The 14471-nt window shown below is 37.3% G+C and carries 12 protein-coding genes; 1 reads left to right on the forward strand and 11 read right to left on the reverse strand.

What is annotated here, in order from left to right:
* From V7659_RS10450 to V7659_RS10475, 6 genes are all read right to left on the reverse strand, one after another.
* Positions 1–472: amino acid permease (locus tag V7659_RS10450; RefSeq protein WP_335539942.1), on the reverse strand; the 472-nt coding region annotated here is incomplete at its 3' end.
* Between the two features lie 192 nt (positions 473–664).
* Positions 665–1645 carry an L-threonine 3-dehydrogenase gene (locus V7659_RS10455; RefSeq protein WP_335539943.1) on the reverse strand — a complete coding sequence of 327 codons (981 nt, stop codon included), beginning with the start codon at positions 1643–1645 and terminating at the stop codon, positions 665–667.
* Positions 1646–1725: 80 nt separating this feature from the next.
* The gene (locus tag V7659_RS10460; protein ID WP_335539945.1) at positions 1726–2916 is read right to left on the reverse strand and encodes a glycine C-acetyltransferase; all 1191 of its coding nucleotides are present in this window, start codon (positions 2914–2916) and stop codon (positions 1726–1728) included.
* Positions 2917–3392: 476 nt separating this feature from the next.
* Complete coding sequence (locus V7659_RS10465; RefSeq protein WP_420491276.1) at positions 3393–4577, reverse strand: sulfite reductase subunit alpha; 1185 nt, start codon at positions 4575–4577, stop codon at positions 3393–3395.
* Positions 4578–4890: 313 nt separating this feature from the next.
* Positions 4891–5331 (reverse strand): YaiI/YqxD family protein, encoded by a 441-nt coding sequence (locus V7659_RS10470; RefSeq protein ID WP_335539948.1) that lies wholly within the window; start codon positions 5329–5331, stop codon positions 4891–4893.
* A 151-nt stretch (positions 5332–5482) separates the two neighbouring features.
* Positions 5483–7159 carry an ATP-binding protein gene (locus V7659_RS10475; RefSeq protein WP_335539949.1) on the reverse strand — a complete coding sequence of 559 codons (1677 nt, stop codon included), beginning with the start codon at positions 7157–7159 and terminating at the stop codon, positions 5483–5485.
* Positions 7160–7530: 371 nt separating this feature from the next.
* Between V7659_RS10475 and V7659_RS10480 the strand changes: the two genes are divergently transcribed.
* On the forward strand, positions 7531–8700 hold the full coding sequence (locus V7659_RS10480) for an endo-1,4-beta-xylanase (RefSeq protein WP_335539952.1): 1170 nt from the start codon (positions 7531–7533) through the stop codon (positions 8698–8700).
* Positions 8701–8769: 69 nt separating this feature from the next.
* Here V7659_RS10480 and V7659_RS10485 read toward each other — a convergent pair whose 3' ends face one another.
* The 5 genes from V7659_RS10485 to V7659_RS10505 all read right to left on the reverse strand — a co-directional run bounded on the left by V7659_RS10485 (position 8770) and on the right by V7659_RS10505 (position 14434).
* Positions 8770–9888 carry a Ger(x)C family spore germination protein gene (locus V7659_RS10485; protein WP_335539953.1) on the reverse strand — a complete coding sequence of 373 codons (1119 nt, stop codon included), beginning with the start codon at positions 9886–9888 and terminating at the stop codon, positions 8770–8772.
* A 3-nt stretch (positions 9889–9891) separates the two neighbouring features.
* The gene (locus V7659_RS10490; RefSeq protein ID WP_335539955.1) at positions 9892–11361 is read right to left on the reverse strand and encodes a spore germination protein; all 1470 of its coding nucleotides are present in this window, start codon (positions 11359–11361) and stop codon (positions 9892–9894) included.
* Complete coding sequence (locus V7659_RS10495; protein ID WP_335539957.1) at positions 11336–12427, reverse strand: GerAB/ArcD/ProY family transporter; 1092 nt, start codon at positions 12425–12427, stop codon at positions 11336–11338. The genes V7659_RS10490 and V7659_RS10495 overlap by 26 nt, the downstream gene beginning before the upstream one ends.
* Before the next feature lie 220 nt (positions 12428–12647).
* Positions 12648–13541: a carbohydrate ABC transporter permease gene (locus V7659_RS10500; protein WP_144554457.1), complete on the reverse strand. Its 894-nt coding sequence runs from the start codon at positions 13539–13541 to the stop codon at positions 12648–12650.
* Positions 13542–13558: 17 nt separating this feature from the next.
* A complete protein-coding gene (locus V7659_RS10505) occupies positions 13559–14434 on the reverse strand; it encodes a carbohydrate ABC transporter permease (RefSeq protein WP_335539959.1) in 876 nt (291 codons plus the stop codon).
* Between the last annotated feature and the right edge of the window lie 37 nt (positions 14435–14471).

Genomic DNA, 14471 nt, shown 5'->3' on the forward strand with positions numbered 1-14471 from the left:
TAACGACTTTAATCAAAGCAAACCAAAATTCAAATTCACCAAATGATTTAACAGAAATAAAGTTTGCTGCCCCCAGAATGGCCATAGCAATAAGACCAGGAATCCACGCAGGAAGATCTGGATACCAATAATGCATATATGTGCCAATTGCGATAACTTCTGCCATGCCGACAACTACCCACTGGAACCAGTTGCTCCAGGCAGTCATAAATCCAGCTAGTGGATGGATATACTTATAACCAAATGTTGCGAACGAACCTGTACTTGGTTCCAAATAGAGCATTTCGCCCATGGCGCGCATAATTAAATATAGAAAAATACCTGTAATTCCATAGGCTAGCATTACGGATGGACCCGTCCATCCTATTGTGCTGGAAGATCCCATAAATAGACCTACACCAATCGTACCGCCTAAAGCAATCATTTGAATATGACGTGAACTTAAGCCCCTATTCAATTCCTTGTTTGCCATTTCGTTTCCTCCCCTGTACTGCTTATTGTCAAATATTAAGCAAGATTCATAAAACCCTTTGTTCATATTTTGTTATTGTAGTATAACTTAAGATAACATAATCCCTAGGAAGTAGTCCACCTGAAAAATACAATTGTCTTTTTCATGAAGATGAATTATAATAGATTCGTAGACGGATGATTGTTCCAGAAACTAATAGGCTAATGCAAGTTCCCTAAAAGGAATGCCTAATTTCTCTGATAAATTTTCCAGCATATCTTTTGTCATACGATCCAAGTCGTATTGTGGATTGAAATCCCATTCGTTACGTGCAGCAGAGGCATCAATGCTATTCGGCCATGAATCTGCGATGCCTTGGCGTACAGGGTCAACATTATATGAAATTTCGAATTCAGGAATGAATTTCTTAATGGATGCAGCAATTTGTTCCGGCTCAAAGCTCATTGCAGTGATGTTAAATGCATTACGGTGCTTCAATCGTGAAGGGTCAGCCTCCATCAATTGAATAATTGCTTCGATTGCATCAGGCATATACATCATATCCATATAGGTTCCTTTACCAATGAAAGATGTATATTTCTTGTTCTTAAGAGCTTCATAGTAAATATCTACTGCGTAGTCAGTTGTTCCCCCGCCTGGAAGAGTCTTGTACGAAATCAGTCCAGGGAACCTTACTCCGCGCACGTCTACACCATATTTAGTAAAATAGTAGTCGCAAAGTAATTCTCCGGATACCTTTGTGACGCCATACATAGTAGTTGGCCTTTGTACCGTATCCTGTGGTGTCATATCTGCAGGTGTTCCTGGTCCGAAAGCAGCGATGGAGCTCGGTATAAAGAGTTTTAGATTTAGCTCACGGGAAACTTCAAGGGCGTTCATCAGGCCACCCATATTCAGGTCCCATGCGAATTTTGGTTTTGCTTCTCCTACTGCCGACAAAAGGGCTGCAAGATGCATGAGTGTGTCAACTTCATATTTTTTGCAAAGGCCAAGCATTGCTTTGTAATCCATCACATCAAGGATTTCAAATATACCACCTTCGATGACTGGATTGCCTTCAATATGGCGAATATCTGTTGCAATAACATTTTCTGTTCCGTACATTACTCTGAGACGATGTGTCAATTCAGAACCGATTTGGCCGAGACAGCCAGTAATAAGAATTTTTTTCATTTGAAACGAGACCTCCTGAAGTGTCTTTTACTAATATTAAACTGAAGCAAAAAATCTAGTATTTTTGGTGAAATTATTAATTAGATAATAGACAATTCTTTACCTATTTTTTCATAGACTGCTAGAACCTCATCAAGCATTTCCTTGGTGTGCGCAGCAGTAGGCATATTCCTAACCCTGCCTGTCCCTCTAGGAACGGTTGGGAAACCGATTGATTTGGCATAAACGCCTTCTTCCATCAGCCTGCGCGAAAATAATTGGGTCAGATCTTCTTTTCCTATGATGCATGGGGTAATTGGCGTTTCGGAATGGCCAATATCAAAACCAAGATTCTTTAAGCCTTCTTTTAGATATCTTCCGTTTTCCCAAAGCTTTTCAACCTTTTCTGTCGATTCGGTCATGATATTGATTGCTTCGATACATGCAGCCGCATCTCCCGGAGTCAATGAGGTTGAAAATAGGAATGGACGTGCACGAACTTTCAGCCAGTCAATCAGCTGTTCTGTACCTGCTACATACCCGCCTACAACACCAATCGCTTTTGAAAGGGTCCCAATCTGCAGATCAATGCGGTCTGAGAGTCCAAAATGCTTGACTGTACCAGCACCATTACCCATTACCCCAGAGCCATGAGCATCATCTACATAGGTAATTAACCCAAACTCTTCAGCAATTTCAACGATTTCTGGAAGTTTCGCTACATCACCGTCCATTGAGAAAACTCCGTCCGTGATGTACATGACTTTTTCGTATAACCCGCTTTCAATCGTTTCTTTCGCAACTCGGCGCAAATCGTCCATGTCCTGGTGTTTGACGCGGATAATTTTCGCTCCTGATAATCTGCATCCATCAATGATTGATGCATGGTTCAATTCATCGGAGAGAATGGCATCCTTCTTTGTCATCAAGGCTGAAATAGCACCCATGTTGCAATTGAATCCAGATTGGAAGGCAATGGCCGCTTCGGTATGCTTGAACTTTGCAATTGTTTTCTCCAATTCATTATGAATTGTCAATGTACCATTGATTGTACGAACCGCACCGGCTCCTAACCCATACTCGTCAATTGCCTCATGCGCTTTTTGCTTCATTCTTTCATTATTGGCAAGGCCAAGATAATTATTGGATGACATATTGATTAATGCTTTACCATCGATAGTAATTATTGGGCCGTTTGGTCCTTCTACAGTATCAATGACATTGTAGAGGCCGTTTTCCCGCAACTCGTTCAGTTGGGGTGTTAAGAAATCCTTTAAAACCTTTTTTGCCAAAGTAGTTCCTCCTTTTAAATTACCTCACTCAGGATTGCTCACCTCACATAACACCTACTCGCGTTTTTTTATCAGGAAAATTATTATAAGATCAACCAGTCTGAAAGCGATTTCAAATAACTACCAAAAAAAAAGCAGTTATATCTCGATAAATAATTGCTCCTGAAAATTTTCAATCCTACTTTTGAACGCGTGATGCTAAGCTATGCAATTGGAAGTGTGGTAATAAGCTGTTTAGTTGATCTTTTTCTCAACCGTATTAAAAAAATAGATTCATATATTTCAGTGTTATTCTATAATTATGTTGAAAAACTGTCAATACTATTACAAAAAACTAATCATTCAGACAAATGAACTAAATTCACTTTAGGTTGTTAGAAAGTCTTTAGCAGACCATGTTCACTTAAATTCTGACATAGTAAAAAAACCTTCATACCAAACACGGGACAAAGGTTTTTTTACTATATACTTACCTTTTAATACACATCACGCTGATAGCGCCCTTGCTTTTGCATATCTTTTAGATGGGCTTCTGCTTCTTCGCGGCTCATAGAACCTTCTTTTTCAATAACGTTAATAAGTGTTTCATGGACATCTTTCGCCATGTATTCCTTATCTCCACACACGTAGAAATAAGCACCTTTTTGCAGCCAGTCGAATAGTTCTTTACTGTGTTCTTGCATTTTATGCTGAACATAGACTTTTTGAGCTCCGTCGCGGGAGAAGGCCGTATCTAATTTAGACAATACCCCATTTTGCTGATATTGCTCCAACTCATCTTGATAAAGGAAATCAGAGGCAGCATGCTGGTCTCCAAAAAATAGCCATGACCGGCCTGTTCCTTTATTCACTGCACGTTCCTGTATAAAGGAACGGAATGGTGCAATTCCTGTTCCAGGTCCAACCATAATAATATCAATATCATGAGACTCTGGCAGATGAAAATGTTTATTGGCTTGAATAAAGACTGGAAGTGTATCCCCTTCATTTACACGCTCAGCACATAACACAGAGCAAACCCCTTTACGATCGCGTCCATGAGCTGTATAGCGCACAGCACCGATGGTTAAATGAACTTCATCCGGATTAGCTGCAATGCTGCTTGCAATCGAATAAAGGCGTGGCGTCATTTTCCTTAAGATAGAGACGATTTCCTGAGCAGAAGCTTTCCATGGACCGAACTCGCGTAACATATCAAGCAAATCACGGCCATAGCAATATTCCTTCACCTGGGCTGCATTTTCAACCAAGAGAAGTTTTTGTAGCGCTTCGTTCTCTGTGAAGGCTGCTGCCTGCTGTAAAACCTTTTTTGATAGCAGGGTAATTTCAAAATAGTTGGTTAGCGCTTCCTTCAGCAATAATGTCTCACCTTGCTTATTGATCGTTACAGGCGTTTCTTCATCCCAGTGCATTTCCTCAAGAATCGAAGCCACAAGTTCTGGATCATTTGAAGGAATAACGCCAAGGGCATCGCCTGGCACATATGAAAGGCCTGATCCTTCTAATGATAACTCAATATGCCTTGTTTCTTTACTAGAGCCTGCACCATTTATATTAATGTTTTTAAGAATTTTTGCTTGAAACGGATTTGTTCGTGAATATGGTGTTGAAACCTGGTTGTCTTTTTGGTCAGTCTTCGTGTTATCCAATGTTTTTTGCATGGTTCTTAACCTCCAAAAGTAATATATACATTTTACCATTAATTTTGGAAAATCCGATGTGTATTTTTTCACAATTTTCTTTCCAATTTCGATTGAATTTACCAATCAACGTTTAAATGGGTCAAAGTTTTTTTCAAAGCTTATAAAATAAAGTTAGCAAATATATATATAATTACAATACTATAAAATCGATATATTTGAGATAGTAGCAATGATAAGGGGATATTTGCTCCAGACATTGTACTTGCCATAATAATAATTATATCAGGTAATTGGATATGACTAAAATTTAAAATGATGTATCGAATTATTTCTATCTAGAAATTGCTTGTTTAAAAAGCCTCCTAAATTGCTCCCGATCTTCTGCTGTAAACGGCTTTGGTCCCTTTGTCCGCTTTCCGCCTTTTCGAGCCATTGCACTTAGGTATCGTGTTTGTAATAATTGATCAATATTTTCATTTGTATAGCGAAACCCTTTATGGTGAAGGACGATACAGCCTTTCGGTAAACCAAGCGATGCAAGTCCATAATCTTGTGTAACAATAATATCGTCTGATTCTGCTAACTTCATAATCCGATAATCGGCAGCATCCGCTCCAGAATCAACATAAATAATTTCCACTCCTGAGGGTTGTTCCGCATTTGAAAAGTGAGAAAAACTCGTAACAAGGATAACAGGAATCCCTGCTTTCCCTCCTTCCGAAATAATAATATCTTGTACCGGGCAAGCATCCGCATCCACATAAATTTTCATCTTTATCTCTCCTATAAAGAAGTTTGAATTAATTGTGATACTATTGGTAAATGACACTTTTGTCAAATCATGGAACCAGAACCATGGGGACGGTTCTGGTGGTCTCACTGACTTCAATAAAAACCATGAGAACCGTCCCTGTGGCTTTCTTTTATACACTTTCCTCATCCCAAAGGGGAATGAAAACTCGAAAAGTGGTTCCAACACCTTTTTCACTCTTCACTTCAATTCTACCTTTCATTCGTTCAACGATTTGATAGCAAACCATTAAACCCATTCCCGTTCCTTTTTCCTTTAACGAATAAAAGGCTGTTCCTAATCTCTCTATTTCCTCAGGGGACATACCAATGCCAATATCAGTGATTTCAAACACTCCGTACAATCCAACTTTCTGAACCTTAATGGTTAAAACTCCCCCAGACCGCATCGACTCAATACCGTTCTTGGCTATATTAATTAGGACTTGTTTTAATTCACTTTGATTACCTTTCACAAATACCTCTTTGTCCACATTCGCTTTCAATGAAATATTTTTCGACATGAATGCGAATGTGTTCATTAAATCTGAAACTTTGTTTGCCAAATCACTTGCATCCACCATTTCAACGTGTTCAAAGTCAGGTTTAGCTAGTGAAAGATAATCATTAATTATCTTCTCTGCCTGGTTTATTTCATCAATCATTAATTGAATGTAGGACAATTCTGTTTTACTTAAGTGCTCGTTCGTTAAGAATATTTGTAAAAAGCCTCTTACTACTGTCATTGGGTTACGAATTTCATGTGCAACAGAAGCGGCCAGCTGGCCAATCGCATTCATCTTTTCAGCCCGCTGTAGTTCTTTCTGTATTTTTGTTTTCGCAATCACCTTTTCCATTTCACCAATTGCTTCCTCAACTCGATGAATACTTCCTGGATTATCTGGAATTGAACCAAATTCTCTATATGTATCCGAAAGTCGGTCAAATAATATCGTTAATTGTGAGGTCATATGATTAAATTTTTCCCCTAACTTCGCCATATCCGCTTGGTTCGAGATGTTTAACTTCACATTAAAATCCCCTGAACTTACAGCATCGATACCTGAGATAATCTCATGGACTGGCTTAAAGACCTTTTTAAGACCCCATCTTAATATAAAGTAAACCATCATGGTAATGGTTAAAAATGAAAAAAATAAATACATAGCAGTTTTCCGTTTAAATTGATCAATCGTAGAGGCATCGACATCGACAGCAAGTACAGCAATCACCTTTCCCCCCTCATCAAAAATGGGTTGGAAAGCAGTGATCCAAACTCCATACCGATCATGATAAAGACGGCTGCTGGTTACCCTTTTTTCTTTAATCGCCTGATCAAATGCATGAAGGAATTCTTTTCCCGCATTATAAGAACTGAAGTTTTCTATCATTATAGATTGGTCATTTCTTGTAACTGCTAAAAAGGTTAGTTCATTTCCGTTGTTTTTCTTTGCTTCCATTATATATCCTTGTAAGTACACAGCGTTTTTTTCCTGTATTTGTCCAACTAAATAATTTAAATTCTTTACGGAGGGATTGTTTGGATCATGAGATTCAATCGCCTCCAGCACATCCTTTAAAGGAATTGGGAAACTCCATAAACTAGCAATTCCCATCGCCTGATCTGTCAACTTATTCGTTAATTGCTTTGATACATAAAAAAAGGTGAAACCCGCTGTTGACACAACTACCACGAATGTAATGAAAAATGAAAATAATAATATCCTGCGATAAAGAGGTAAATCATTCTGATGTTGTCTGCACATATCTAATAGTCCTTTCAGATGCTTAATAATCTGAATGTTCGACATATCAGCAAGTAAATCCTTTGTCAAAGGTTGCCATAGACAAGTTTTTTTGTGGTAATTTATAGAAGGAGAGCTCATACGACTCATCACCTCAAAATACCTACAATAAAGTAAAAATAGTTATTTTTATCCAATACTTATTTACTATTTTTAGAAAATTCCGCATAAACTTAGTTTATCCGATGGACAAACTAAGTTTATACCAGTTATACTATATTTAGGACAGGACTACTGCACCTAGAAGATTTTTAATACATAATGACTCCCCCAACGTATCTCCTGGCTTTAAACTAACAAAAAGGAGGTTTAGGTTAGACTTTTTAGAAAGCCCTTTCAAACAACCCCAACTAATAACTAATAAAGGAGATCAATACATGTTCAAAGTTATGCGTAAACCCCTCATTACTGGATTAGCTTTAGCTTTATTATTACCTGCAGGAATGTCTAGGGCAGCTGCAGAAGTAACAAGTAACCAGTCTTCTCATGCATTAACCGTACCGTCTATCGCTGAAAGATACAAAGATTCTTTCGCCATTGGTGCTGCAGTTGAACCCTATCAATTAGAAACCATTGACTCAGAAGTTTTAAAACGCCATTTTAACAGCATTGTAGCTGAAAATATCATGAAGCCGATTAATATTCAGCCAGAGGAAGGTAAGTTTAATTTTACTGAGGCGGATAAAATTGTGAAATTTGCGAAAGAAAATGGAATGGAACTCCGTTTCCACAACCTTGTCTGGCACAGTCAGGTACCAGATTGGTTCTTCCTTGATGAAAAGGGCAACCCAATGGTAGATGAGACCGATTCCAAACAGCGTGAAAAGAATAAAAAGCTTCTATTAAAACGTTTAGAAACCCATATTAAAACAATTGTTAAGCGTTATAAAAATGATATAAAGTCTTGGGATGTCGTAAATGAAGTGATTGATGATTCTCCTCAAAATGAACGAGGTCTGCGTGAATCAGCCTGGTACAAAATCACCGGCGATGAATATATTAAGGTAGCTTTTGAGACTGCTAGAAGATATGCAGCCAAAGATGCCAAGCTTTATATTAATGATTACAATACCGAAGTAGAGCCAAAAAGAACGAACTTATATAACCTTGTTAGTGATTTATTACAGCAAGGTGTTCCAATCTACGGTGTTGGTCATCAGTCTCACATCCAAATCGGCTGGCCTTCTAACGCGGACATCGAAAAATCCATTAACATGTTCGCTGATCTCGGCTTAGATAACCAAATAACTGAGCTAGATGTTAGCCTATATGGCTGGCCGCCAAGACCCGCTTTCCCTACTTATGAAGCTATTGTGGCTGAAGGTGAAAGATTGAAAGCTCAAGCAGACAGATATGATGCTTTATTCCAGTTATATGAAAAATTAGGCGATAAAATCAGCAACGTAACGTTCTGGGGCATAGCGGATAACCATACTTGGTTAGACGACCGAGCAAAGCAATACAATGATGGTGTAGGAAAAGACGCTCCATTTGTGTTTGATCCAGAATATAAAACTAAGCCTGCTTATTGGTCTATTATGGACTAAGAAAATAGGTAACTAGCCAAAACCAGCTCCTCTCTAATAAGGAGCTGGTTTACACTATTCAAATAAGTGTTATCGTTTATAATTTATCGTTTCATCAATGATAATTTTTACTGTTATATCCTTAATTAGATCTTTCTTAAAATTGTTAATTGTATTTTTATCCCACGTCTTGTTTTGATATCGATATGGTTTTTCAGTTATATTTAAAAGGTCTGCATTTATTTCATCACTTTTATTCAAAGTTTTTACAATTTGATTTTTTATTTGTTGAGATAATTCTTTTTCGATTTTATTCACACTAATATTTTCCTCATTATGAACGATTACTGCATGGGTTTTTACTTTTAATTCATAGGAAGGATTTCTCCCATTTAGCACTTTAATGGACCCTTTAGGATTCTTGATTATTACACTCACTTTTTCCTTAAATAATGAGAGTGGGACATTAGGAGCATGTTTAGAAAACCACTTTATCCCAGCAAGGTCTTGTTTATTCACCCATCCTTTGTATTTTTGCTGTGAAATCGCATATCCACCTGTAAGAGTAACAATATTCATCGGTTTTTTATTTTTTAAAAATTTCCCTTTCTTAATATCAACAGAGGGAATCATATACGAACCGACCGCTTGATAGTATTTGGAGATGAACCGATTGTATTTTTCAATAGGCATAATAAAATTTTCTCTATATAATGGTTCTGGACGATGGAGGAGTGTATATAAAGATGGAAAATTGAAGAATCCCTCTCCTAATAAAATTTCTTTTAGATCTCCGTTTGTCCCATAAAGCCAGCAGTTGTATCTGAGAGAGGGATTTTGCCCGATAAATTCGATGACTGATGGCAATTTTTTCTCCAACACACTTTGACTTAAGAGTAGGGTATTCACATGGCCATAGTAAAGCGGTAAGGCTGCATTTTGCTCTAGTTTACTGATTGCAGCCTGGATACTTTTTCCCTTGGATTGCCCAATTAAAATGGGTGCAGATTGCTGCAGTCCAGCGCCTCCCTCTTGTTTAGCAATATTGGAAAAATTTAACGCCTGAGTATTCAGGATAAACTCACCTTTGGAATAATCGAGTCCCAAAACTGTAATATAGGTTTGATTTTGAATTTCTTTAACGCCGCCTGTACAACCGGCAAGGACTAAAATCAGACAACTTATGATAGGATATAATTTTATTCTCATAAATTACTCCTTTTGACTATCTCCGTCAATTGGACTATAAGCTTGATTTCTCTTCTTTAGAAAGCGGTATGGCAGACTTAAAAAGTTTTTTAGAATATCCATTGCATGGGGTTTCGACAAATAAGAAACATAGGGCTGGCCAAAACTTTCTAAAGAAACCACTAATGTTGTGATGAGAAAGAAAGAAAGAAAAAAGCCAAACAATCCTAGAAATGCTGAAAATAATAAAACAATATAACGGAGAATCACGATATTGCCTGCCATATTTTGATTAATCAGTGTATATCCTGAGATGACGGTAATGGCGACAATCACTAACATGTTTGGTGAAGTTAATCCTGCACGTATAGCTGCGTCCCCGATAATTAAACCACCCAAAACAGTCACAGTCTGACCAACTGCTTTTGGGAGCCTTAATCCTGCCTCTTTAAATAATTCAAATAAAGTTAACATAATAAAGGCCTCTGTAGGTGCGGATAAAGGGAGACCGATTCTGGAAACTGATATCGTTGCTAAAAGGGAATAAGGAACTTGATCTGGTTGATACGTAATTAACGCAATATAAAATCCCGGTAAATAAACGGTGGCAAACACCGCAATCAGCCTTAGAATTCGAACTAAACTATTATAATAAAAACTTTCATGTGCGTCTTCGGGCGAGTAAAGAATTTGATTAAAATTTGTCGGGCCAATTAAACAAGTTGGATTTCCTTCAACTAGAACCACGAATCTTCCTTGACTTAAAGATTTGGCAGCAAAGTCTGGCCTCCCAATATAGTCCATTTGAGGTAAAATTGAAAATGTGCTGTCGTATAGAAGCTCTTCAATTTTGTAACTGCTTAGAATAACATCAATTTTTATTGATTCTAAGCGTTTTTTTACGTTTTCGAGAATGGAGGGGTTCATAATGTCATCGATATAAAGCAAGATTAATTTTGTTCCGCTTCTATCACCAATCGTGTATTCTATGCTTTTTAAGGAGGAGGTTCTTAACCTCTGCCGTATTAATGCCAAATTATCCGATATGTTTTCAACAAATCCATCTCTTGGCCCTCTTACAGATGGCTCTGTGCTTGATTCTTCCGGACTTCTCTTTGGAATGTCCGATGCAGGGATAAAAAAAAGATCGTTTAATTCATAACTAAAAATAATTAATTCTCCAGAAAACAGCTTCTGTTCTACTTCAGTTTTTACGTTTTTTCTATCTTTAGGACTGCTTACCTCAATCAGATTTCTTAATTCATCAATATTTAAGCAATCTTCTTTTTCCACTACTGTATGAATGCTGGGAAAAATGACTTCGTTTATATATTTCAAATCCACTAAATTGGAACAATATAAAAATTCCAATGTAACAGCAGATTCTTTTCCTTTATAGGTTCTTTTCTTAATGACAATATCGGAAGAGCCTTCAAACCAGCTTTTCAATTGGTCAATGCAGAAAACTTTACTTGTTGCTTGATGCATTTTCATGGCCTCTCACCTTTATTTTCATTAATAGTAACAGTAACAACATGGTGGAAATCTGAAAAATAAGGCTAATGGGAAAATAAAACTTCTTCAGGAAGTAAATAAACGAGATGGCATCCCAAGGAATACATGCTGCCACGATTAAAAAGAAATAAAGTGTAAGAAGTACCCACCTATTTTCACTTTTATTAGAAAAAACTCTTCCGGCTAAAAATAGTGATAAACTGATTCGGATATAGGCACCGGAAAGCCATTGGAAAATAGAAAGAAAATCAAGGCGGGTTATATGTTGGCCAAGTGTTAGCAATTTCCATTCCTCGTAAGCGGGATTCCTTAATTTTCCCGCTTCTACTGAACCAAATTCGGCTATACCTGCAGCTAAAGGGCCAAAGGAAATTCCAACGAGAAATAATCCAACCAAAATGAGCCATTTTAGCTTTAGTTTGCCTGTAAGATTTTTGGTTAAAAACAGAATAAAGAAAACTTCAAATAAGCTAGCACAGGCATATCCTATACCTTGAAAGAATCCTTTATAGCCATCCTCAAATAAAGGAAATAATTGCTCATAATTTTTATTTGGCGTATTTCCCAATCCCACTAAAAATCCAAAAAAAAGCACAAAGGGCAGTACGAGAAAGGCCATAGTAGCAATCGTCCGCAGCCCTTTAACTGATGCATAATAGCAAACAAACGAGAACAGAATAACAACCACATAATTTGGGAAATCAAGTGTATAGTTGTCTTTAGCCCAATAAACCGTAAATTTAAGCGTAATAAAGGCAGTTATTAAAAAGTAACAGCAAAAAATAGCGGAAAAAGTAACAAAAATCCATTGGCTAAAAGAATTCTTAAGGAAGGAAATCAAATCATGATGGTTCAGTTTTTTATAAATATAAAAAACTAGAAGAATCCAAATCGTCACTGGAATGACACTGAAGACAACACTTAACCAAGAATCTCTTTTAGCAATAGCTAATAAAACGGAAAGGTCTAGAACATGTACCACGAAACCTGTTGAAAGGATCAGTAATATATAAATATGAACAGCATGAATAGGCTTTTGGCTCATCAAATCCACCTATCGTAATTTTTTATTAGTTTAACCACTCATATAAAGGTTATGTACTTATTTCCATTTTTGGACAGTATACTAAATCCCTTATAAACCTCTTACAAAAAAGACTAAGCGGCCTTAGCCCCTAGGAATACAGAGATAAAGCCGCTTAGTGTCGTTTATTTATTTTATCTGACTAACTTGACCGGGGTCACTTAAAATTCACAAATCATTATTACCCTTTAACAGACCCTGCCGCAATCCCTTCTACAATGCGGTCACTTAAAATAAAGTACGCAATCAATACTGGGATAATACTAATCATCAGCGTTGCACCAATCGCACCCCAGTCAGTCAAGTACTGTCCTACGAAGTTGTTTACCCCAACCGTAATCGTTTTCCATTTGTCGGAACTAAGGAACGTATTAACAAATACGAATTCGTTCCAGTTATAGATCATGTTGATAATGACAGTAGTTGAAAGGACAGGTACTGTCATTGGCAGGGTAATTTGGAAGAAAATCCGATGAATGGAGCAGCCATCCACAACCGCCGCTTCTTCAATCTCCCTTGGGATTGTTCTGTAAAATCCTGATAGAATCATGATCGTAATTGGCAAGTTAAATGCTACATACGATAGGATAACGGACATTGGATTATCAATCATATTGGCCGTTTTAAAGAAATTAAATAATGGAATTAAGGTTGAATGAAGCGGAATCATATATCCGGCCATAAACAAACCTAGAACTAATCCACTTAATTTCCATTCCATTCTTGTGATTGCGAAGGTTACAAAGCTCGCAAGAATAACAGTAAGGACAACCGCTGCAACCGTGTACAGAACACTGTTAAAGAAGTAAACATCGATGTGACCCGCTGTCCAAGCCTTTGCATAGTTGCCCCATTGTGGGGCTTGTGGAAGCGCAAACGGTGACATCCCAAAAACCTCTTGATTGGTCTTTAAGGAAAACAGGAATAGCCATACCAGCGGATAAACCTGAATAATCGCAATGACTGCCAGGACAAAGTACAAGATTCCGTATCCAAATTTGTTTCCTAGTGATTTACTGGTTTTATAAGAAGCTGATAGGGTCGTTTTTTGTATTTCAACTGCAACCTTACTCATCCTTTTCACTCCCCTTTTTAATAGTCAACATCTTTTGTATTAAGTAATTTTTGAATTAGCCATGTTGCCACAAGACAAATGATTAATAAGCCGAAACCAATCGCACTACCGTAACCGAAGTTATATTTACTGAATGCTTCGGTATACATATAAGATGCCATAACCTCACTCGCACCGTTTGGTCCGCCGCCGGTTAAGACGAAAATCAAGTCAAAGTATTTTAATGAACCGACAATGGCTAGGATGACCATGACTTTTATAACGCCTGCAATAAGAGGAACCTTAATTTTATAAGCAATTTGAATTGGTGTCGCTCCATCTATTTTCGCTGCTTCGATCAGTTCTTCAGGAACATTTTTTAACGCTGCATAGAAAATAATGATGTAGAAACCTGCATATTGCCAAACGATTGGAAAGAAAAGCGCAAATAATACTATTTTAGAATCCGCTAGCCAAAGCGGAGGATTTTCAACGCCAACCAACACTAGCAATCTGTTAAGCATACCCTTCGTTGGGTCAAAAATCTTCGCCCAAAGCTGTCCGATCGCTACTGAAGATAATAACATCGGGATTAAGTAGATTTTTCTTAAAAAGTTAGCACCTTTGATTTTACTTGCTAAAATCAAGGATAAAATTAAATAACCAACCAAGCTTAAAGTTGAAAAAAGACCGAGTAAAAGGGAATGCCATGCACTTTGCCAAAACTTTGTGTCCTTTGTTAATTCAATGTAATTTTCTAAACCGATGAACTTCATCTTGCCGATGCCGTTCCAGTCCATCAAACCATAATATCCAGTTAAGACTATTGGGATATAGATTAATAAGAGAATAAGAATTAAGGCAGGAAGTACATAAAGGCTGATTACCCATTTATTTGACATTACACTTCTCATATGAATACTCCTTTCTTATTTGAAAGGCTGTGTTAAA

The organism is Neobacillus drentensis, assembly GCF_036966985.1.
Classification (GTDB): Bacteria; Bacillota; Bacilli; order Bacillales; family Cytobacillaceae; genus Neobacillus; species Neobacillus drentensis_E.